The sequence below is a fragment of the Lentilactobacillus senioris genome (assembly GCF_026798195.1).
In the GTDB taxonomy this organism is placed as follows: domain Bacteria; phylum Bacillota; class Bacilli; order Lactobacillales; family Lactobacillaceae; genus Lentilactobacillus; species Lentilactobacillus senioris_A.
In genome coordinates, this window is the sequence record NZ_JAPQEZ010000003.1 from 58,557 (window position 1) to 79,994 (window position 21,438).

Annotated in this window: 21 protein-coding genes; 20 read left to right on the plus strand and 1 reads right to left on the minus strand. The window is 37.8% G+C overall.

What is annotated here, in order from left to right; translation table 11 throughout:
* Positions 1-22: 22 nt before the first annotated feature.
* From hisS to OXT66_RS04380, 6 genes are all read left to right on the plus strand, one after another.
* Complete coding sequence (gene hisS / locus OXT66_RS04355) at positions 23-1,312, plus strand: histidine--tRNA ligase (protein ID WP_268596050.1); 1,290 nt, start codon at positions 23-25, stop codon at positions 1,310-1,312.
* 95 nt (positions 1,313-1,407) lie between these two features.
* Positions 1,408-2,283: a YitT family protein gene (locus OXT66_RS04360; RefSeq protein WP_268596052.1), complete on the plus strand. Its 876-nt coding sequence runs from the start codon at positions 1,408-1,410 to the stop codon at positions 2,281-2,283.
* Positions 2,284-2,385: 102 nt separating this feature from the next.
* Complete coding sequence (locus OXT66_RS04365) at positions 2,386-3,537, plus strand: CDP-glycerol glycerophosphotransferase family protein (protein WP_268596054.1); 1,152 nt, start codon at positions 2,386-2,388, stop codon at positions 3,535-3,537.
* 13 nt (positions 3,538-3,550) lie between these two features.
* A complete protein-coding gene (locus OXT66_RS04370; protein ID WP_268596056.1) occupies positions 3,551-4,360 on the plus strand; it encodes an ABC transporter permease in 810 nt (269 codons plus the stop codon).
* Between the two features lie 13 nt (positions 4,361-4,373).
* Positions 4,374-5,600, plus strand: coding sequence for a CDP-glycerol glycerophosphotransferase family protein (locus tag OXT66_RS04375; RefSeq protein ID WP_268596058.1), 1,227 nt, complete (start codon positions 4,374-4,376; stop codon positions 5,598-5,600).
* Entirely contained in the window at positions 5,597-6,514 is a 918-nt protein-coding gene (locus tag OXT66_RS04380; RefSeq protein WP_268596060.1) for a deoxyribonuclease IV, read from the plus strand. The genes OXT66_RS04375 and OXT66_RS04380 overlap by 4 nt, the downstream gene beginning before the upstream one ends.
* Here OXT66_RS04380 and OXT66_RS04385 read toward each other — a convergent pair whose 3' ends face one another.
* Positions 6,515-7,336 (minus strand): pyruvate, water dikinase regulatory protein, encoded by an 822-nt coding sequence (locus OXT66_RS04385; protein ID WP_268596062.1) that lies wholly within the window; start codon positions 7,334-7,336, stop codon positions 6,515-6,517.
* Positions 7,337-7,510: 174 nt separating this feature from the next.
* On the opposite strand from OXT66_RS04385, the gene rpsU reads away from it, so the two are divergent.
* The 14 genes from rpsU to pepT all read left to right on the plus strand — a co-directional run bounded on the left by rpsU (position 7,511) and on the right by pepT (position 21,367).
* Positions 7,511-7,702, plus strand: a complete 192-nt coding sequence (gene rpsU, locus OXT66_RS04390) for a 30S ribosomal protein S21 (RefSeq protein ID WP_054669564.1) — start codon at positions 7,511-7,513, stop codon at positions 7,700-7,702.
* Between the two features lie 91 nt (positions 7,703-7,793).
* Positions 7,794-8,237 carry a GatB/YqeY domain-containing protein gene (locus tag OXT66_RS04395; RefSeq protein WP_268596065.1) on the plus strand — a complete coding sequence of 148 codons (444 nt, stop codon included), beginning with the start codon at positions 7,794-7,796 and terminating at the stop codon, positions 8,235-8,237.
* A 26-nt stretch (positions 8,238-8,263) separates the two neighbouring features.
* Complete coding sequence (locus OXT66_RS04400; RefSeq protein WP_268596067.1) at positions 8,264-9,229, plus strand: PhoH family protein; 966 nt, start codon at positions 8,264-8,266, stop codon at positions 9,227-9,229.
* Between the two features lie 12 nt (positions 9,230-9,241).
* Positions 9,242-9,727, plus strand: coding sequence for an rRNA maturation RNase YbeY (ybeY, locus tag OXT66_RS04405; RefSeq protein ID WP_268596069.1), 486 nt, complete (start codon positions 9,242-9,244; stop codon positions 9,725-9,727).
* The gene (locus tag OXT66_RS04410; RefSeq protein ID WP_082620599.1) at positions 9,711-10,103 is read left to right on the plus strand and encodes a diacylglycerol kinase family protein; all 393 of its coding nucleotides are present in this window, start codon (positions 9,711-9,713) and stop codon (positions 10,101-10,103) included. The genes ybeY and OXT66_RS04410 overlap by 17 nt, the downstream gene beginning before the upstream one ends.
* Before the next feature lie 28 nt (positions 10,104-10,131).
* Complete coding sequence (era, locus tag OXT66_RS04415; protein WP_268596071.1) at positions 10,132-11,034, plus strand: GTPase Era; 903 nt, start codon at positions 10,132-10,134, stop codon at positions 11,032-11,034.
* A gap of 22 nt (positions 11,035-11,056) precedes the next feature.
* Positions 11,057-11,821: a DNA repair protein RecO gene (gene recO / locus OXT66_RS04420; protein ID WP_268596073.1), complete on the plus strand. Its 765-nt coding sequence runs from the start codon at positions 11,057-11,059 to the stop codon at positions 11,819-11,821.
* A 281-nt stretch (positions 11,822-12,102) separates the two neighbouring features.
* The gene (gene glyQ, locus OXT66_RS04425; RefSeq protein WP_268596075.1) at positions 12,103-13,044 is read left to right on the plus strand and encodes a glycine--tRNA ligase subunit alpha; all 942 of its coding nucleotides are present in this window, start codon (positions 12,103-12,105) and stop codon (positions 13,042-13,044) included.
* Positions 13,034-15,106 carry a glycine--tRNA ligase subunit beta gene (gene glyS, locus OXT66_RS04430; RefSeq protein WP_268596077.1) on the plus strand — a complete coding sequence of 691 codons (2,073 nt, stop codon included), beginning with the start codon at positions 13,034-13,036 and terminating at the stop codon, positions 15,104-15,106. Before glyQ ends, glyS begins: the two co-directional genes overlap by 11 nt.
* A 131-nt stretch (positions 15,107-15,237) precedes the next feature.
* Positions 15,238-17,055 (plus strand): DNA primase, encoded by a 1,818-nt coding sequence (dnaG, locus tag OXT66_RS04435; protein WP_268596079.1) that lies wholly within the window; start codon positions 15,238-15,240, stop codon positions 17,053-17,055.
* Between the two features lie 19 nt (positions 17,056-17,074).
* Complete coding sequence (gene rpoD / locus OXT66_RS04440; RefSeq protein WP_268596081.1) at positions 17,075-18,205, plus strand: RNA polymerase sigma factor RpoD; 1,131 nt, start codon at positions 17,075-17,077, stop codon at positions 18,203-18,205.
* A 111-nt stretch (positions 18,206-18,316) separates the two neighbouring features.
* On the plus strand, positions 18,317-19,021 hold the full coding sequence (locus OXT66_RS04445) for a tRNA (adenine(22)-N(1))-methyltransferase (RefSeq protein WP_268596083.1): 705 nt from the start codon (positions 18,317-18,319) through the stop codon (positions 19,019-19,021).
* Positions 19,011-20,114 (plus strand): Nif3-like dinuclear metal center hexameric protein, encoded by a 1,104-nt coding sequence (locus OXT66_RS04450; RefSeq protein ID WP_268596085.1) that lies wholly within the window; start codon positions 19,011-19,013, stop codon positions 20,112-20,114. The genes OXT66_RS04445 and OXT66_RS04450 overlap by 11 nt, the downstream gene beginning before the upstream one ends.
* Positions 20,115-20,128: 14 nt before the next feature.
* Entirely contained in the window at positions 20,129-21,367 is a 1,239-nt protein-coding gene (pepT, locus tag OXT66_RS04455; RefSeq protein WP_268596087.1) for a peptidase T, read from the plus strand.
* Positions 21,368-21,438: the final 71 nt, after the last annotated feature.

Below are 21,438 nucleotides of genomic sequence, written 5' to 3' on the forward strand. Positions count from 1 at the left end.
TTGAAAAATTGGGAGGTTTGAAATGAAATTTCAACGGCCAAAGGGAACAGCAGATATCTTACCTGGAGAATCACAAAAATGGAACTATATTGAAGAAACAGCACGGAGCTTATTTCAAGACTACCGTTATTCAGAAATAAGAACACCATTATTTGAAAATTTTGAAGTTTTTTCTAGAACGTCTGGAGATACGTCCGACGTGGTTACTAAAGAAATGTACGATTTCCACGACAAAGGTGACCGGCATATTAGTTTACGTCCAGAAGGAACGGCGGGAGTAGTTAGAGCCTTTGTAGAAAATAAACTGTATGGTCCGGAATTTCAAAAACCATATAAAGTGTTTTACATGGGCTCCATGTTTCGATATGAACGGCCACAATCTGGTCGGTTACGTGAATTTCACCAAATTGGGGTAGAGGCCTTTGGTAGTGATGCTTCTGCATTGGATGTAGAAGTAATTGCCATGGCTATGGATTTGCTAACTCGATTCGGCTTACAAAACTTACACTTAGTAATCAATACTTTGGGAGATCAAGAAAGTCGTGATGCCTATCGAAAAGCATTGATTGACTACTTAGAACCTCATTTTGATGAACTAAGTGAAGATTCTAAAGTTCGTTTGCACAAAAATCCATTACGGGTACTTGATAGTAAAGACCCTAAGGACCAGGTATTTGTTGCTGATGCACCTTCCATTTTAGATTATTTAACTCCAGAAGCCGTAACGCACTTTGAAGAAGTTAAGCAACTACTTACGGACTTAAATATTGCTTATGAAGTGGACTCAACTATGGTTCGAGGATTAGATTATTATAACCATACTATTTTTGAAGTAATGACTAGCTTGGACGGCTCAGCCGATTTAACTACTATTTGTGCTGGTGGTCGTTATAATGGTTTGGTAGAAGAATTAGGCGGTCCAGAAGTTTCTGGTGTCGGTTTTGGATTAGGGATTGAACGCTTATTATTGTTGATGGAAGCTCAACATGTCACTATTCCCGACTTAAACGAATTAACTGCCTACGTAGTGGGAATTGGCGAAGAAACTTCTGCCACCACTTTAAAAATCGTGCAAGCATTAAGACATAATGATATTACTGCCGAGCGCGATTATTTGAATCGTAAACCTAAAGCTCAATTTAAGTCAGCAAATAAAGATAATGCTAAGTTTACAATTACCATTGGAGATAACGAATTGGCCAATCAAACTGCCAATGTTAAGTCCATGACTACTGGTGAAGAAGTAGCAATTCCTCAAGCTGAAATTATGACTGATTTTGCTAAAGCTGTGTCTACGTATTTTGATCTTTAATAAAAGGCCGGTAAACGGCCTTTTTTATTTTGGTGACTGGTTAAGCAATTTGATATACTTAGATAGAAAATATAGACAAGGTTAGGAAGCAAATAATGGACGATTTTGGAAATCTTTTTAAACGGCATACTTATATTACCAAAGCATCAACTTCGTTAATTTACGGGATCTTAGTTTCAATTGCGGTGAATTTCTTTTGGACTCCAGGTCATATTTATTCATCTGGGATGACTGGTTTTGCCCAGTTATTAAACACTATTTCTAACCGTTCACTGCCAGTCACTATTCCGACTGGAATTGGATTATTTATTTTAAACGTACCATTATTTTTATTAGCTTGGCGATCAATTGGTAAGGAATTTACGGCATTTACTTTTATTACCGTGTTGCTTTCCAGTTTGATGATCCAAATGCTTAATCCAATTCCACTAACGCATGATCCGATTATTTGTGCGATTTTTGGTGGGGCAGTTAATGGATTTGGGACCGGGTTAGCTCTTAGAAATGGCATTTCTACTGGTGGCTTAGATATTTTAGGAATTGTGATTCGTAAGAAAACCGGTAAAAGTATTGGGACAATTAACATTGCTTTTAATTCAATCATTGTAATTGCTGCTGGTTTCTTGTATGGTTGGCCATATGCCTTTTACTCAGTGTTAGGTCTGTTGGTTAATGCTCGAGTGATCGATATGACTTATACCAGACAACATCAAATGCAGGTTATGATCATTACTGATCGCCCCAATACGGTAATTGATAGTGTCCAAAATCATATGCGCCGCGGAATCACCATCGTTAACGATGTAGAAGGGGCTTATCGACACGAATCTAAAACCATCTTATTCACGGTTATCTCTGCTTTTGAAATGAGTGAATTAGAAGCTGCATTAGAAGAATCTGATCCTAATGCATTTGCTAGCGTTTCTGATACCGTTAAAATTTTAGGGAGATTTTACGAACCGAAACCGTAATTTAAGAATTTACCATAATTCTAATTTGAATGTTGTAGCGATACGTGGTGTGATATAATACCGTCGTGTGAAAAAATGAATAAATTGAAAATGGTGAAAAAAGTGAAAGTCATTTATCTGTGGTTGATTCGACTAGTTTCCTTGTTTAATAGTTGGCGACCAAAGAAAAAAGTCATCTACTTAATGAGTTTTGACAATAATGTTGGGTTTATTAAACGCTTAGCTCAGCGTTTACCGCAACGGACGCCCATTGTGGTGTTGTATCGAAAAGAAACTGAAGCAGCCGCTACTGATTTGGCTGCATTTGGTATTCAAACAATTGAGTTTCGGGATGATTTATATTTTGTTACCCAATTAGTACCACTATTGGCTAGTGCTAAATTGATTTTTTGCGATAATTATTACGCCTTTTTAGGGGGCTTTGTTCATTCAAAGAAAACTAGAATTGTTCAATTGTGGCATGCAGCCGGTGCCATTAAGAAATTTGGATGGGAAGATCCAACCACCCAAAAGAGAACGGCAGTGGCTAAACGAAGATTTCAGCTAGTTTATAATCAATTTGATGAATACGTGGTTAGTTCTCAAGCGATGGGGACGGTATTTGAAGAAAGTTATCATGAGCCACAAGCTAAGATTAGATTGTTAGGTTATCCACGCTCAGATCGGTATTTAAATGCAGAGTGGTGTAAGAGAGCTCAACGGCACGTTTACCAAGTGGCTCCTGATCTAAAAGGAAAACGGGTAATTTTATATGCGCCAACGTACCGGGATGATAAAAAAATTAAAATTCCGGTGGGAGTGGCTGATGCTTTAAGTGCTGATCCCAATGCTATTGTGATTGTTAAATTGCATCCTTTATTACAATCATTGAGTCAACGACAAGCAGATGATAATAGCAAAATTAGGTCTTACGATCAATTATCAACTAGTGAGTTGTTAACCGTGACTGATACATTAGTAACGGATTATTCATCAGTAGCTTTTGATTTTTCATTGCTGCCTAATGCTAAAACGGCAATATTTTATATGTTTGACCTGGATAGCTACCAAAAGGCTCCAGGGATTCAAGATGATTTTTTAACTTGGTTGCCAACTCCGCCCGTAACTACTGTAGCTGAGTTAGCTGAGGTTATTAAAGCTAATCAAACTACCGATTTTACGACTTTTAATCAAAAGTGGAATACTTACAACGATGGTAATGCCACGCATCGAGTAATTGATTACTATACTGAGTATTTAAATTTAAAACGTTAAGGAGTGCCTAGCTTTGAAAGAGGTCTATACATTAATAAAAGAGCAATTTGACAATATCGGAATTATTGGACGAATTGCTAGGTACGAAGATAAAGCTGAATACCAGAGCCATTACTTAGGGTTGGTCTGGGAATACTTATATCCTTTAATCCAAATCGCCATTTATTGGTTAGTGTTCGGAGTGGGATTAAAGCATGGAAACGCCACTGACGGCGTAAGTTATTTAGCTTGGATGGTAATTGGGTATACTCCTTGGTTTTACATGAACCGGGCTACCTTGGATGCTTCTAAGAGCATCTATCAACGGGTAGGAATGGTATCCAAAATGAAATTTCCGGTTAGTGTCTTACCCAGCATTAAAATTATCGGTAATTTGAGTTCTTTTTGGACAATGATGACTTTTTCTATTGTTGTAGGGCTCTTATACGGAGTTCATCCCACTATTTACTGGGTTCAATGGATTTATTACTTTGTAGCCATGATTGCTTGGTTAATTGCTTTTGGGATCTTTAACTCAACTATTTCAGTGTTGGTCAGAGATTACCATATCCTATTACAATCATTAATGCGGATGTTATTCTATATGTCCGGGGTCTTATTTAACTTCCAAACGGATGCATTTCCAGCGCCATTTGTTAGAATTTTAGAATTAAATCCATTTTTCTACATTATTTCCGGATTCCGACAATCAATGGTTGGCCATACCGGGTTCTGGCAACAAACGACGCTTAACTTAGTCTTTTGGGGAATGGTTCTCTTCTTCTTACTAGTCGGCTCTCACTTACATTACAAGTTCCGTTCCAAGTTTGTAGACTTAATTTAACGGGAGATTAAAATTGAAAAAGCAATTAATTCACTTTTTAAAATTAATCGCTCGCTTAGGACTCATCGTGATGAACGATGGGTTTCTTTGTATGGCGATTAAAAAAGATACCGTCGTATTTGAAAGTTTTAACGGCAAGGATGTTAGCGATAATCCCTACGCCATATATCAGCAATTATTGGCTACTCACCCGGAGTTAAGAGAAAAACTGTACTTTAGTGTTAAACCTAAAGAATATAAGCGGCTACATAAAGAACATCCAGAAATCCATCTGGTTAAACGATTCACACCAGCTTGGGTGCCAGTAATTGCCAGAGCCCAATTTTGGGTTATGAATTCTAGAATGCCGGCTTGGTGGCATAAGAACCAAAATACTATCTATATTCAAACCTGGCATGGTACGCCGCTGAAACGTTTGGGAGCCGATATTGAGAATGTAGAAATCCCGGGTAAAACCACTGACCAATATCATCAAGAATTTATTCAAGAAGCTAGTCGTTGGCAATATCTAATTGCGCCTAATCAGTATTCTAAGGATATTTTCGCGAGAGCGTTTAAGTTTTCCAATCAGTTTTTAGATATTGGTTATCCCAGAAACGATGTTTTATACACAGACAATAATGTTTTTAAAATTAAGCACTTAAAACAAACTCTCTTGGGACATAATTTTCGGCAAGTGATTTTGTATGCTCCCACTTGGAGGGATGATGATTATATTCAACCAGGTCAATACCACTTTACGTTGCCGTTTGATCTAAAGAAGTTTTTTGATATGGTTGGTGATGATGTTGCTCTGATTATTCGGCCCCATTATTTAGTGGCTGATCAAGTGGATATAACCGGATTTGAAGATCGCGTTTTTGTTAAAGCAACTGAGGACATTAATCAGTTGTACTTGATTAGCGATTTACTGATTACGGACTATTCTTCAGTAATGTTTGACTATGCTAATTTAAAACGACCTATGTTATTCTATCCGTATGATTTACAGCACTATCAAAAAGAACTACGGGGCTTTTATTTTCCATATGATGAGCACCATCTCCCAGGACCAGTAGTGACCAACTCAACTGATTTTTATCAACAATTAACTACGTTTAAGGAAACTAAAATGTTTCCAGCCTTTAATTCTCAACTGGAATACTTTAATCAATTGTTTTGCCAGTGGGAAACTGGTCACGCAGCTGATGACGTGGCCAAATTAATTGAAACACTGACTGAAAGGAAGATGATCAAATGACAACTCCGTTTTTAATTGGATCTCACGTTAGCATGAAGGGTAAACCGATGTTTTTAGGCTCAGCACAACAAGCAGCAGAACTTGGCGAAAATGTCTTTATGGTGTATACGGGAGCGCCTCAAAATACGGTTAGAAAACCAATTGAAGCACTCAACGCTAAAGAAGGTCAAGAGTTCATGAAAGAACATGACCAAGTTGAAGTGGTTGTCCATGCACCCTATATTATTAATTTAGGAAACGTCAATAAACCAGAAAATTTCAGCTTTGGGATTCAGTTTTTAAAGAGTGAAATTCAGCGAGCTCAGGCAATTGGAGCTTCGCAAATTGTATTACATCCCGGATCTCATGTGGGAGCTGGTAGTCAAGTAGCAATTGAACAGATTGCCAAGGGGTTAAACCAGGTTTTAGATGCTGATCAAACGGTTCAAATATCATTAGAAACTATGGCCGGTAAAGGAACTGAAGTTGGTAAAACTTTTGATGAATTGGCCGCTATTATTAATCTAGTTGATCGTTCCGAACTATTGTCAGTCACTTTTGACACTTGTCACGTTAATGATGCCGGTTATGATATTAAAAATGATTTTAAGGGTGTTCTACAACAATTTGACGAAGTGATCGGGTTAGAACGAATTAAAGTGATTCACCTTAATGATTCTAAAAATCCGTTAGGCAGTCATAAAGATCGTCATGAAATTATTGGGTTAGGAACGATCGGATTTGAAGCATTGAATCAAATTGCACACAGTGTGGAATTTGAACAGTTGCCTAAATTATTGGAAACGCCAGCGTTAAAAGATCCGGAAAATAAAAAAGTCACCTACGATCCGCACGGATACGAGGTGGCTATGTTAAAACGAGAACAAATGAATGCCAATATTTTTGCTGATATGATGGCTGCTAAGCCGTTTTAATTAGTTCATCTGAGTGAAATCAATATTGAGACTTTCTAAAATAATGGAGGCCGTTTCTTCAATTGATTTATTAGCGACGTTGATAGTTAGGCAACCGATTTCTCGGTAAAGTTTTTTGGCGTATTCTAATTCTTGCTTAATATTTTCAGCGTCGGAGTAGGGAGTATCGGCAGCTAAACCGTAAGAAATCATTCGTTCTTTTCTAATTTGACTTAATTTTTCAGGAGTATTAGTTAATCCAAATATGCGAGTAGGGTCAACTTGCTTTAACTCTGCTGGTAATTGTAATTCTGGTCCAATTGGTAGGTTGGCTACCCGCAAATTTTGGTTAGCTAAGTACAATGATAGTGGGGTTTTAGAAGTTCGAGAAACCCCTAAAATCACTAAATCGGCTTCCAACATTCCTTGAGGATGTTTGCCATCATCGTTAGCTACTGCAAATTCCATCGCGGCGATTCGTTCAAAGTAGTTTTCGTTTAAATCATGGATTAAACCGGGGACACTAGCTGGTTGTTCTCCGGTGGCAGCACTGATCATTTCCATGGGGCTTTGAATGCAGTCAAATGAAAAGAGGTGATTATCAGTGGCAAAATCCTTCACCATTTGACAAAGTTCGCGGTTAACCAGGGTATGAAATAAAATAGCATTATTTTCTTTAGCTAATTTGAGAATTCCAGTTAAAATTGACTTAGTTTGAACGAAGGGGAATCTTTTTAGTTGGGGAGTTAAGTTAGGAAACTGGGATGCAGCGGTTTGGGCGATGGTTTGACTCGTAGCACCACTAGAATCTGAGATAATAAAAAACGTGGGATTGGTAGCCATATAGGGGCCTTCCTTTCAAAATAATTTTCTTTTAGTTTACACGCAAATTGTTTTTCTCACAAATGATTGACGGCGAGGAATTATTTATGTATAATTTATGCTGGACCGTTGTTAAGTATTGTATTTTTGCTTTTTAACAGTTACATTTCAAGCGCGGAGGGAGGGAATTTCATAATGGCAAAGACAGTCGTTCGTAAAAACGAGTCTCTTGATGATGCTCTTCGACGCTTCAAACGAACAGTTTCAAAAAGCGGTACACTGCAAGAATATCGTAAACGTGAGTTTTATGAAAAACCAAGTGTTAAGAGAAAGTTAAAATCAGAAGCAGCACGTAAACGTAACAATAAGAAAAAGAAGCGCTTCTAAGAACATTTTAAGATCGGAATCTAATTTTATTAGGTTCTGGTCTTTTTTAATGGTAAAATTAAGAGTAGAAAAAATAAAGGAGACCTGGGAAATGAGTATGCAAGATCAATTGAATTCAGATTTAAAAACAGCAATGAAGGCTCGTGATAAAACTAGTTTGGATGTTATTCGCGGCTTAAAATCCCAGTTAACCAACAAAAAAATTGAATTGGGTCATGATTTAAGCGACCAAGAAGCCTCTGAAGTGGTTCTAAAAGAACTTAAGCAACAAAAGGAATCATTGGCTGAATTTGAAAAGGGCGGTCGTGAAGATTTAGCTGAAGACCAAAAGGCTAAAATTGCAATAACTGAAAAATATGCACCTAAACAAATGAGTGCAGAAGAAGTTAAAGAAATTGTTGAACAAACTGCTAAGGACTTAAATGCTAGTGCACCATCAGATTTTGGTAAAGTGATGGGTGCAGTTATGCCTAAGCTCAAAGGTCAAGCAGATGGGAATGTAGTTAAACAAACGGTTAAAGAATTATTAGGTTAAGAATATAAGTAAAGGAGCTTATGTATTTGACTGATACTAAAGAAGTAGCCGCAGAAGTGACGGTAATTGATCCCGCTAAATTAGCTGAATTAGTGGGCACCCAAAACGAATACCTGACAATAATTGAAGAATCGTTGTCAGTGGTAATTAACCCGTTTGGTTCGGTGTTAAAAATCAGTGGTGCAGAAGAAATGGTAGCTGAGGCAACTGCTATCCTTGAAAATCTTGCTACGTTAATTAATAAGGACATTACCATTAATAGTAGTGACGTAGTAAGTGCTGTTAATATGGCAAAAAATGGCACTTTAGATTATTTTTTAGATCTTTATAGTCAGGTATTAATTAAAGACGTTAAGGGGCGGGCTGTTCGGGTTAAAACTTTTGGTCAACGTCAATATGTTAATGCGATTAAGCATAATGATATTACCTTTGGGATTGGTCCGGCTGGTACTGGTAAAACGTTCTTAGCGGTTGTAATGGCCATTGCCGCTTTGAAAAAAGGGCTTGTTGAAAAAATTGTGTTAACTCGCCCAGCTGTGGAAGCCGGAGAAAGTCTTGGTTTCTTACCCGGTGATTTAAAAGACAAGGTTGATCCATATTTACGGCCAATCTATGATGCGTTAAATGCGATTTTTGGAGTGGAACACACCGAACGATTAATTGAACGCAACGTAATTGAAATCGCCCCGTTAGCTTATATGCGAGGGCGGACGTTAGATAATGCCTTCGTTATTTTAGATGAAGCCCAAAACACCACTAACGCGCAAATGAAGATGTTTTTAACTCGATTAGGGTTTGGCTCTAAAATGATCGTTAATGGTGATATTTCTCAAATCGATTTACCCAACAAAGCTAAAAGTGGGTTAGTTGAAGCCCAACACATCCTCCAAAATTTGGATCAAATCGAATTTGTTGAATTTACCGCTCAAAATGTGGTTAGACATCCAGTGGTAGCTCGAGTAATCAACGCTTATGAAAATTTTGGAAAGTAGAAAGGAAATTTCATGGATTTAGAAATCTACGATAATACTAAAGATGGAGTACCAGCCGAACAAGTTGAATTAGTCAAAAAAGTTTTAAACTACGCAGGAAAGTACATTGATTTAGCAGACAATACCGAAATGTCAGTTACGTTTGTTAACAATGACGAAATCCAAAAAATCAATAACGATTACCGTGGAGTTAACCGGGCTACGGATGTTATTAGTTTTGCTATTGAGGATGAGGCAGACGATGATGATTTTCCAGTCATTATGGATGATGAATTAGCTGCTGAAATTCCACAAAACATCGGTGACATTTTTGTTTCCATCGATAAGGTTGGTGAACAGGCTGAATTTTTGGGCCACTCGTTTGAACGAGAATTAGGCTTTTTAGTAGTTCATGGATTCTTGCATTTAAATGGATATGACCATATGCAACCCGAAGATGAAGCGGTTATGTTTCCACTTCAAAGAAAGATTTTAGATGAATATGGGCTTACAAGATAATAAACAAACAGAAAAGAATCACAATTTTTTTCAGTCGCTTAAGCACGCTTTAGATGGTGTTAAGTTATTGATTGCAGAGGAACGGAATTTTCGGTTTGATATAATTATTAGCGCAATTACCGTTATTCTGGGGCTAGTAGTGCAACTAAATATTAATGAGTGGCTTTGGCTTTGTGTGGCTTTTTCTACCGTTTTAGGTTCTGAAGCATTAAATTCAATTATTGAAAACGTAGTTGATTTAATCGTAGATCATCGGTTTAATCTATTAGCTAAACGGGCAAAGGATATTGCGGCAGGAGCAGTGTTGTTATCTGCTTTTTTTGCAATTATTGTTGGTTGTTTAATCTTTATTCCTAAAATCATGCTGTGGTTTTAATTCAAAATAAAAGAAAGAAGTGTTATTGATGGACAATCCTAATTTTCATTCTGGCTTTGTAGCAATTGTTGGGCGGCCTAATGTTGGGAAATCAACCCTTTTAAACCGCGTGGTCGGCCAAAAAGTAGCTATTATGAGTGATAAAGCTCAAACGACCCGAAACAAAATTCAAGGAGTTTACACTACTGACGAATCTCAAATCGTGTTTATTGATACTCCCGGTATCCATAAACCCCAAAATAAATTGGGTGATTTTATGATGAATTCTGCCTTATCTGCTTTAAACGAAGTAGATGCAGTTTTATTCATGGTGAACGCAACTGAACGGCGGGGCGCAGGTGATAATTTTATTATTGATCAGCTTAAAACGGTTAAGAAACCAATTTTCTTGGTAATTAATAAAATTGACGAAATCAGCCCAGACGATTTATTCCCAATTATCGAACAGTATAAAGAAGCTTTACCATTTACCGATATTTTTCCGATTTCAGCTCTGCAAGGAAACAATGTTACTGAATTGCTAACTAAATTAACGGAAACGCTGCCTGAAGGACCCCAATACTATCCAGAAGATCAGGTAACTGACCATCCTGAACGGTTTATTATTTCAGAGTTAATCCGGGAAAAGGTACTTCAACTTACTAGACAAGAAATTCCTCATTCAGTAGCCGTTTACATTGAAAAAATTGCTGATGAAGGCGATAAAGTTCATGTTCAAGCAACTATTATTGTTGAACGTGATGGCCAAAAGGGAATTGTAATTGGTAAGCAAGGTTCAATGCTGAAAAAAATCGGAACTTTAGCTCGTAAAGACATTGAGAACTTGTTAGGCAGTAAAGTTTATTTGGAACTATGGGTTAAGGTGGTGCCTAGATGGCGTGATAAGGCTTCGCTCTTGCAATCCTACGGTTACCGTAAAAATGATTACTAGGCTTTAATAAAGGAATGATCAAGTGAATTATAAGCATCAGGCCACTGACTTTCACGCTATTATGATGTATTCGCGGCCCTACAAAGAACGGGATCTGCTGGTTAAGTATTTTACCGAAGAATTCGGTATTAAAATGTTTTTAATGCGGGGCGCGAAGAAACCTAATTTTAAAATGCGAGCAGCCCTACTTCCGTTTGCCGATGGCTGGTTTAGTGGTAGCATTTCTAACAGCGGATTGTCTTACTTGAATAATATTAAAGATGTTCATCAATATTCTAATATTAATGCAGATATTGTCTTAAATGCTTACGTCACTTATCTAGTATCACTACTAGATGCGGCTTTTGCTGAGGGGGAAGTTCAACCTAGTTGGTTTGCTCGATTTCAGTTAGCGGTTAAAATGATTGATTCAGGGGCAGATGTTGAAATCATCACTAATATTATGGAGATTCAACTGCTAACTGAATTTGGGGTTGCCCCTAACTGGCGAGATTGTAGCGTTTGTCACCGGACTGATTTAGCTTTTGATTTTTCAGAGGAATACGGTGGCTTATTATGTCAAAATCACTGGTCTTTGGATCCTTATAGATTACATTTAGATCAACGAACTATTTATTATTTAAGGCTATTTTCCGTGGTACAGTTAAGTCAAATTAATACGATTGATGTAAGTGAGCAGACTAAAAAAGCTATTCGACTTACCATCGATAAAATTTATGAAAATAGCGTAGGGATTGTGCCTAAGAGTAAACATTTCTTAGATCAAATTGATCAATTAAAGTTTTAAGCAGTGAGAAGCAGTTGACAAATTAAAGGTTGTCAACTATGCTAAAAAAAGTTGAATATTTAGCGAAGATAAAAGAAGATTATAAGTGGTTGGTTTAGCGACTGGGAAATGGTGTAAGCCCAGACAAACAGTTATGATTTGGCGCTTTTGGAGCTGACATGAACTAAGTGCTGACTATTACTAGTCAGAATTAGGGTGGAACCGCGAGATAATCGTCCCTATGTTAAATGAGCATTCATTTAGCATAGGTTTTTTTATTGGCAATATTTAGGAGGATAATAATGACTGAAAAGCTTTCGGTACAACAAATTATTTTAAAATTACAGCAATACTGGGCAGCTCAAGGATGCATGTTAATGCAAGCCTATGATACTGAAAAAGGGGCCGGAACAATGAGCCCGTATACATTCTTAAGAGCAGTTGGTCCAGAACCATGGAACGCCGCTTATATTGAACCATCCAGACGACCAGCCGATGGTCGTTATGGTGAAAATCCTAACCGGTTATACCAACATCACCAATTTCAAGTAATTATGAAACCATCTCCTGATAATATTCAAGAACTCTACTTGAATAGTTTACGGGAGTTAGGCATTGATCCGTTGGAACATGATATTCGGTTTGTTGAAGATAACTGGGAAAATCCTTCAATGGGTTGTGCTGGTGTTGGTTGGGAAGTTTGGTTAGACGGAATGGAAGTTACTCAATTCACTTACTTCCAAATTGTTGGGGGCTTAGAAATGAACCCGGTAGCTTCTGAAATCACTTATGGTTTAGAACGGTTGAGTTCATATATTCAAGACGTTAACTCTGTTTTTGATTTAGAATGGGCCGATAACGTTAAATATGGTGATATTTTTAAAGAACCAGAATATGAACATTCTAAGTATAGTTTTGAAGTTAGTGATCAAGACATGCTACTTAAGTTCTTTGAAGACTATGAGGCCGAAGCTAAACGGTTACTAGATCAAAATCTAGTTCATCCCGCCTATGATTACATCTTAAAATGTAGTCACACCTTTAATTTGTTGGATGCTCGTGGGGCAGTATCAGTTACCGAACGGGCCGGTTATCTTTCTAGAATTAGAAATATGGCTAGAATGGTAGCCCGTGAATTTGTGGAAGAACGTCGCAAATTAGGCTTCCCATTAATTAAGGATGAAGCTAAACGCCAAGCATTACTTGCAGATGCAAATGAGGAGGAAACTAAGAATGGCAAATAATTTTCTATTAGAAATCGGCTTAGAGGATATGCCGGCTCACGTAGTCACTCCCAGTGTGGAACAATTAAAGAAAAGAGTAGCAACTTATCTGAAAGAACAACGAATTACGTTTGCTAATATTAAAATGTTTGCTACTCCTCGAAGACTGGCTGTTATTGTTGAAGACTTAGCTGACAAACAACCTGATATTGATGAAGAAGTTAAAGGCCCGGCTAAAAAAATTGCCTTGGATGCTGACGGTAACTGGACTAAAGCCGCTATTGGCTTTAGTAAAGGACAAGGAGCTAGCGTAGAAGATATTGTCTTTAAGGAATTAAAGGGTGTCGATTACGTTTACGTTCAAAAGCATATTCAAGGTCAACCGGTTCAAGAAGTCTTAGCCGGCCTAAAAGACGTAATCACGGCCATGACTTTTCCAACCTTGATGAAGTGGGGAGCTAACTCTCTTAGCTATATTCGCCCTATTAAATGGTTGGTAGCCCTTTATAATGAAGAAGTCATTCCATTTTCAATTTTGGATATTACGACCGATAAAATTTCTGAAGGCCACCGGTTCTTAGGTCATGAAGCAGTTATTGACACTCCACTTGAATATGAAGAAAAACTAACCGAACAATTTGTAATTGCTAGTTTAAGTAAACGTAAGCAAATGATTAAAGATCAAATTGCTGCTATTGCCCAAAAAAATAATTGGCAAATTCATATTGATCCAGAACTATTGGAAGAAGTTACTAACTTAGTAGAGTGGCCAACGGCATTTGCTGGAAGCTTTGATTCTAAGTACCTAGTGATCCCCGACGAAGTTTTGATTACTTCTATGCGTGATCACCAACGATTCTTCTATGTTCAAGATTCTGATGGTAAGTTGTTACCAAACTTTATCTCTGTTCGTAATGGTAACGATCATATGATTGATAATGTGATTGCTGGTAACGAAAAAGTATTAACTGCTCGCTTAGAAGATGCCATGTTCTTCTTTGAAGAAGATCAAAAAGTAAACGTAGCTGATTACGTAGAACGTCTCAAAAAAGTTAGCTTCCACGATAAAATTTCTACAATGTACGAAAAAATGCAGCGAGTAGGAGTTATTGCTAACCACATTGCTAACGCGATTTCATTACCAGATGCTGCTAGAGCTGATTTAACTAGGGCCGCAGAAATTTACAAGTTTGATTTGGTTTCTGGAATGGTTGGCGAATTTGCTGAGTTGCAAGGGGTTATGGGTGAAAAGTATGCCTTACTACAAGGTGAAAATCCAGCAGTAGCCACTGCTATTCGGGAACACTACATGCCAATTTCAGCTAATGGTGATTTACCTACTAGTACTAACGGGGCTATTTTGGCGGTAGCTGATAAGTTAGATAGTGTTATGACCTTCTTTGCTGCTGGAATGATTCCAAGTGGTTCTAATGATCCTTATGCTTTGCGTCGTCAAGCATCTGGAATTGTCCGGATTATTACAGATCAAGACTGGTCATTGAATTTAAATGACGTTTTGGTTGGAGTAGAAAAAGAAGAACAAGCTGCCGGAGTTGCTCCTGAAATTGATTTAAGTAGCCAAAATGAAGCAGTCATTGACTTTATTAAGGACAGAGTTCGACAATATTTAGGTGATTTGAAGATTCGTTATGATATTACAGATGCCGTTACTAATGGTTTGGAAAATAACGTTTTGTTTATCGTTAAGAGTGCTCAAGCATTGACCGAACATAAAGACGATGCCGACTTTAAAAACGTAGTTGAGTCTCTAACTCGAGTATTAAGAATTGCCGATAAGGCTGAGGTACTGGTCACCGTTGATCCAGCATTATTTGAAAATGAATCTGAAACTAAACTTTATGAAGCAGTTTCTGTATTGACTGAAACAATTGATACTTTAACGGCTGATCAACTATATGCTAAATTGGTTGCAATTAGTCCGATTATTAGTGAATATTTTGATGCTACGATGGTGATGGCTAAGGATGAAGCTATCAAAAATAATCGTTTATCACAGTTACATGAATTAGCTCAAATGATCTATCGCTTGGGTGATTTAAACCAATTAGTAGTTAAAAGCTAATTATTGCTAAATAAGTAGATACATGTTATTATATTTCAGTGTCTCTTAAATGTACTTTTGATCGCACCGCAAATTTTTGGGGTGCGATTTTTGCAAGTTAGAATGGTTTGAGCTGAGGGGGATCAAAATAATTGGTAAAAATTCCGGAAGCAACCATTGAAGAAATTAGGTCCCAAACTAATATTACCGATGTTGTTAGCCAGTATGTTTCGTTACATCAAGCTGGTAAAAATTTATTTGGTTTGTGTCCGTTTCATGAGGAAAAAACAGCGTCCTTTTCTGTCTCTGAAAGCAAACAAATTTTTCATTGCTTCAGCTGCGGTCGAGGAGGGAATGTCTTTACCTTTTTAATGGATTTGGAAAATTTAAGTTTCCCAGAAGCAGTGGTGAAGGTAGCTGAATTTGAACATATTCCATTAGACTCGCAATATACGGATCAAAAAAACAATAATGCAAACGTTAATAATTCGCAAACTAGGGAACTAAGCGCCTTACATGAAGAGGCAGCTAAGTTATACCACCATATTTTAATGAATACTCAGATGGGACAACCGGCGTTGGATTACTTACACCAACGGGGGATGTCGGATGAGTTGATTAATGAATTTAATTTAGGGTATGCGCCTAGCCAACGACTATTAAAACCAGTTTTTGATGAGCGAAAAGTTGATTATCAAGTTCTACGTAAAACTGGTCTGTTTTCTGAAACTCAGGATGCACAATTAATTGATAGATTTGTGGATCGAATTATGTATCCGATTCGAGACGCCAGTGGAACTACCATTGCATTTTCTGGTAGATTGTTAACTGCCAATCCAGATTTACCTAAATATTTAAACAGTCCAGAAACGGAAATTTTTAATAAAGGCCGGGTGTTATTTAACCTAGATAAGGCCAAACTCGCTGTGCGAGAACATCGCAGTGTAATTTTATTCGAAGGTTTTATGGATGTTATCACGGCCTACTCAGCTGGGATTAAAAACGGAATTGCATCGATGGGAACTAGTCTCACCGACGACCAGGTTTATGATATTAAACGAATTGCGCAACAAGTTATCATTAGTTATGATGGAGATCAACCTGGTCAAAAGGCAACTAAAAGAGCAATTGACATTTTTAAACAGGTTCCTAGTTTGACTTTAGGAATTGTTGAAATTCCAGATGGCAAAGATCCTGATGAATATATTAAGTCTACAGGTGGTCCAGCCTTTCAAGAATTAATTAAGTCAGCGCAACCGGTAGTTGAGTACCAATTACGAATGTTAAAACAAGATGAAAATATGCATTCGGAATCTGGCCAGGCGGAATATATTAAACAAGCATTAGATTTAATTGCAACGATCAATTCTCCAATTGACCAAGAATTATATTTAAATCGATTGAGCGCCGAGTCAAAGATCAGTAAGGAAGTTTTACAACAACAGTTACAACAAGTGACTCAAGTAGTAAAACGGCCGGCGGTTAAACAGGTTCAACAACCTGGGATTTCTACTAATAATTTGAATAGAGAGCCGGCGTTATCTTTAGTTGAAAAAACCGAGCGGCGGCTGCTGAAACGAATGCTGTATGATCGAGATGTTTGGTTACAAGTAAAAAACATTTCTGATTTTGCGTTTATTGACGAAAAATATCAAATGCTGTATCTGTTAGCTGAAGGTTACTTTAGCCAATACGACCAATTTCAAATTGCTACTTTTAGCAATTTAATCAAAGAACCTGGATTACAGCAGTTACTAATTAATATTGATTTGGTTGATTTACCAGAAACGGTTTCTGCTGGAGAAATTGATGATTATGTTAATGTAATTATGAATCAGGCACCGTTAGTTAACCAAATTGCTGCAAAAAAACAAGAGCTAATAGATGCTGGCCGGGTGGGAGATCATCAACGCCAACGTCAGTTATTAGTGGATTTAATTGCATTAGAACAAAAAAAGCGTGCTAAGTAAACAAAGTGGAGGCAATTTAATGGCTGAAAAGAAAAGTGGCAAATCAGGACAAGTTAAAGTTGAAAAAACGTACCAAAAAGTTTTTAACGAATTAGTCAAGACTAATAAACCCATTGGACACGTTGTTTATTCAGAACTTGAAGATAAGATCATTACTCCGTACACCTTAAATGATAAGGGGACTGAAGAACTCTTAGAAATGGTGGAAGACGCTGGGATTAGTGTCGTGGATGAAAATGGGGAACCGGATCCTCGGGCTATTGGCGCTGCTAAAAAAGTTACTAAAAAAGAGTTAGCCGATGTCTCTGCTCCTACTGGGGTTAAAATTAATGATCCCGTTAGAATGTACCTTAAAGAAATTGGTCGAGTACCTTTGTTAAAAGCTGACGAAGAAATCAGTTTAGCTAAGCGAATCGAAGATGGTGATGAAACAGCTAAGCAAGAACTTGCTGAAGCTAACTTGCGTTTGGTGGTTTCTATTGCCAAGCGGTACGTTGGTCGTGGAATGCAATTCTTAGATTTAATTCAAGAAGGTAACATGGGCCTAATGAAGGCGGTAGAGAAGTTTGACTATCGTAAAGGATTCAAGTTTTCAACTTATGCTACTTGGTGGATTAGACAAGCAATTACTCGGGCTATTGCCGATCAAGCTCGAACTATTCGAATTCCAGTTCATATGGTTGAAACAATCAATAAATTAATTAGAATTCAACGCCAATTACTTCAAGATTTGGGTCGTGAACCTCTTCCAGAAGAAATTGGTGCTGAAATGGATATGCCAACTGATAAGGTTCGAGAAATCCTTAAGATTGCTCAAGAACCAGTATCATTGGAAACGCCAATTGGTGAGGAGGATGATTCTCACTTAGGTGATTTTATTGAAGATCAAGATGCTACTTCTCCTGCTGATCATGCAGCATACGAATTGTTAAAAGAACAATTGGAAAGCGTTTTGGATACTTTGACTGACCGAGAAGAAAATGTCTTACGACTTAGATTCGGATTGGATGATGGTAGAACCAGAACCCTTGAAGAAGTGGGGAAGGTCTTTGGAGTTACCCGAGAACGAATTCGACAAATCGAGGCCAAAGCATTACGTAAACTTCGCCATCCATCACGAAGCAAACAACTAAAAGACTTTTTAGAATAACAAGAAGCGAGAGAGATCTCGCTTTTTTTGTTGCTTTCATCAAAATATCAATTAATTTATTGCTGAGCATAGTATAATAATTGTAATTATAAAATAAGGAGTTTCTCTTCCATGAATAGTTTTCACCTATCTGAGCGGCTACAAACAGTTGCCAGCTATGTTCCTCGAAATAGTCGGTTGGCCGACATAGGTTCTGATCACGCCTATTTACCAATTCACCTAGTCCAAGAGCATTTGATTTCATTTGCCATTGCAGGAGAAGTGGCTAAAGGTCCACTGGCAAATGCCGTTCATGAAATCAATCAGGCGGGATTAAATAATCAGATTTTACCTCGGTTAGCAGATGGATTGGCGGCTGTTAATCTAGATGATCACGTTGATGCGATAACTATCGCTGGTATGGGTGGAACTTTGATTACTAAAATTTTAACTGATGGTAAAGACAAGTTAGTTGAAAAACCATTATTAGTTTTACAACCTAATGTTAACGAAGATATTGTTAGAACTTGGTTAATGCATAACGGTTACCGGATTAAAGCGGAAACTATTTTGCATGATTTAGGGCACACTTATGAAATTATTGTGGGTGAGGCGGTAACACAACCAGTTCAGTACACAGAACTAGAAATTAAATTTGGTCCCTTTTTAATGCAAGAAACTAACTCGGCTTTTCAACATAAATGGCAACAACGGTTGGATACGTTAGCTAAAATTAAGGTGAACTTGCAACGCGCTCATCAAACTGATGAAGCTAAGTTATTGGCAGTGGAACAAGAAATTAAAATGATTAATGAGGTGTTAGACGATGAAAGTTAAAACGTTAGTTGATCGCTTTGAAAAATTTGCTCCAAAAAACATAGCTGAAAAAAATGATCCGGTTGGTTTGCAGATTGGATCGCTGGATGCCGACATTCATAAGGTAATGGTGACGCTAGATGTTCGCCCAGAAGTGGTTGAAGAGGCTATTGAAAAGGACGTTGACTTTATTTTTGCTCATCATCCAGTGATGTTTCGCCCGGCTAAAAATTTAGATTTAAGCGATCCACAAAACGCAATGTACGCTAAAATTATCGCTAATCATATCACGGTCTACGCTGCCCATACTAATTTGGACTCGGCTAACGGCGGCTTAAATGACTGGTTAGCTGAAACATTAGGGTTGGAAGAAACTACTGGTTTGGTTCCGGGAGTAGTAGAACAGGTTTACTTACTAACCGTTCAAACTCCTAAAGTATATTCTGAAGCTATTCGAATGTCGTTAGAGGATGCAGGGGGCAAGCTCCAATTGCCGGATCAAGATGGTTACACCTTCCAGTGGGATGGGACTACTAGACTAACTACCGCTAGTAATTCGGCATTACCTCAAACTAGTAGTAGTCAAAATGATACCCGGATTGAATTCGAAGTCCCAGCATCTAACCTTACTGCGGTAATGTTGGCCTTAAAGGATGTTTTTCCTGGTGATAACCCGATTTACCGATTAGTTAAACTAGAAGATAGTCGTCTTCAGTATTACATGGGCCGAATTGGTAATTTACCAAATTCCATGACCATTCTCGAATTTGCTAACAAATGCAAACAAGATTTTAACGTTGCTGGCTTACGGGTCGTCGCAGCTAATTTGGATCAAAAAATTCGACGTGTAGCAATTTTAGGCGGTGATGGTGGTAAATTTTTCCACTTAGCTCAACAACAAGGAGCAGATGTTTATGTTACCGGTGACGTTTATTACCATACCGGCCATGATATGTTGGCGGCCGGATTACCGGTGGTAGATCCTGGGCATCATATTGAACAAATCGTTAAACCTAAATTGACACAATTGTTTACTGAGTGGGCCACTCAAGCAGATTGGCCTATTAAGGTTATTGCATCTGAAATTAATACTGATCCATTTACATTTATCTAAAAGGAGTGCTCATTATGGCTAAATATGACAATTTAATTCCTAACTTTCTGGATTTTGTGCGAGTAAATACTCGTTCTGATGAAACTTCAACAACAATTCCTTCTGCTCAACGCGAAGTGGACTTTTTGAATTCGTTAAAAGAATTATTGACTAAAATGGGCTTACAAGACGTGCATACTAATCAACAAAGTGGTTATGTCTTTGCTACCTTACCTGCCAATCAGGACAAGTCAGTGCCCACGGTAGGGTTTATTTCTCATGTAGATACAGCTGATTTTAATGGAGAAAATGTCAATCCCCAGATTGTTGCAAATTATGATGGCGAATCTGTGATTAAGTTGGATGCTGCTGGCGAATTTGTATTGGATCCAGCCGTTTTCCCTAATTTAAAAAATTATGCCGGCCATACATTAATTACAACTGACGGTTCTACTTTATTAGGGGCTGACGATAAATCTGGGGTGGCAGAAATTATTGCTGCAGCCACTTATTTATTAGCTCATCCCGAAGTTAAACATGGTGATATTAAATTTGGTTTTGGCCCAGATGAAGAAATTGGAACTGGGGCCGATCATTTTGATGTTGCTGATTTTGCTGCTGACGTGGCTTATACGGTAGATGGTGGTCCTGAAGGTGAGTTAAGTTACGAAACTTTTAATGCCGCTGATGCTAGAGTTGAAATCAAAGGGACTAACGTTCACCCTTCAGAAGCTAAGGGAGTAATGGTTAATGCTTCTCAAGTGGCCATTGATTTTCATAACCGGTTACCTAAAGATGTTAGACCAGAAAATACCGAAGGTAGACAAGGCTTTTTCCACCTCTATGAAATGAAAGGTGACGTAGACGCTAGTCAACTACGTTATATCATCCGAGACCACGATCGAAATCAATTCGAACAACAAAAGCAATTAATCACTGACATTACTGCTGATATGAATCACCAATTCGGTAGTGACCGAATTAAATTAACGCTGACTGATCAATATTACAATATGGGAGAAGTCATTGCTAAGGATCCAACGGTAGTGGACGTGGCAGAACAGGCCATGAAAAATGTGGGCGTCGTACCTAATATTTTCCCAGTTCGTGGGGGAACTGATGGCTCTAAAATTTCTTTCATGGGGCTACCAACGCCAAACATCTTTGCTGGCGGTGAAAACATGCACGGTCGCTTTGAATATGTTTCAGAAGAAACTATGGAAAAGGCTACCGATGTAATTATTGAAATCGTAAAATTATACGCAGCGAAATAATTGGTCAAAATTGGTCAAATTATTTCTCAAGGCTTCATTTATCTGTTAATATAGGTTTACAAAGTTTGAAA

Excerpts from the sequence above, each read along its gene's own strand:
- hisS (WP_268596050.1), top strand. The coding sequence starts at position 23 with ATGAAATTTCAACGGCCAAAGGGAACAGCAGATATCTTACCTGGAGAA.
- OXT66_RS04360 (WP_268596052.1), top strand. The coding sequence starts at position 1,408 with ATGGACGATTTTGGAAATCTTTTTAAACGGCATACTTATATTACCAAA.
- OXT66_RS04380 (WP_268596060.1), top strand. The coding sequence starts at position 5,597 with ATGACAACTCCGTTTTTAATTGGATCTCACGTTAGCATGAAGGGTAAA.
- OXT66_RS04385 (WP_268596062.1), bottom strand. The coding sequence starts at position 7,336 with ATGGCTACCAATCCCACGTTTTTTATTATCTCAGATTCTAGTGGTGCT.
- rpsU (WP_054669564.1), top strand. The coding sequence starts at position 7,511 with ATGGCAAAGACAGTCGTTCGTAAAAACGAGTCTCTTGATGATGCTCTT.
- OXT66_RS04395 (WP_268596065.1), top strand. The coding sequence starts at position 7,794 with ATGAGTATGCAAGATCAATTGAATTCAGATTTAAAAACAGCAATGAAG.
- ybeY (WP_268596069.1), top strand. The coding sequence starts at position 9,242 with ATGGATTTAGAAATCTACGATAATACTAAAGATGGAGTACCAGCCGAA.
- OXT66_RS04410 (WP_082620599.1), top strand. The coding sequence starts at position 9,711 with ATGGGCTTACAAGATAATAAACAAACAGAAAAGAATCACAATTTTTTT.
- era (WP_268596071.1), top strand. The coding sequence starts at position 10,132 with ATGGACAATCCTAATTTTCATTCTGGCTTTGTAGCAATTGTTGGGCGG.
- glyQ (WP_268596075.1), top strand. The coding sequence starts at position 12,103 with ATGACTGAAAAGCTTTCGGTACAACAAATTATTTTAAAATTACAGCAA.
- glyS (WP_268596077.1), top strand. The coding sequence starts at position 13,034 with ATGGCAAATAATTTTCTATTAGAAATCGGCTTAGAGGATATGCCGGCT.
- rpoD (WP_268596081.1), top strand. The coding sequence starts at position 17,075 with ATGGCTGAAAAGAAAAGTGGCAAATCAGGACAAGTTAAAGTTGAAAAA.
- OXT66_RS04445 (WP_268596083.1), top strand. The coding sequence starts at position 18,317 with ATGAATAGTTTTCACCTATCTGAGCGGCTACAAACAGTTGCCAGCTAT.
- OXT66_RS04450 (WP_268596085.1), top strand. The coding sequence starts at position 19,011 with ATGAAAGTTAAAACGTTAGTTGATCGCTTTGAAAAATTTGCTCCAAAA.
- pepT (WP_268596087.1), top strand. The coding sequence starts at position 20,129 with ATGGCTAAATATGACAATTTAATTCCTAACTTTCTGGATTTTGTGCGA.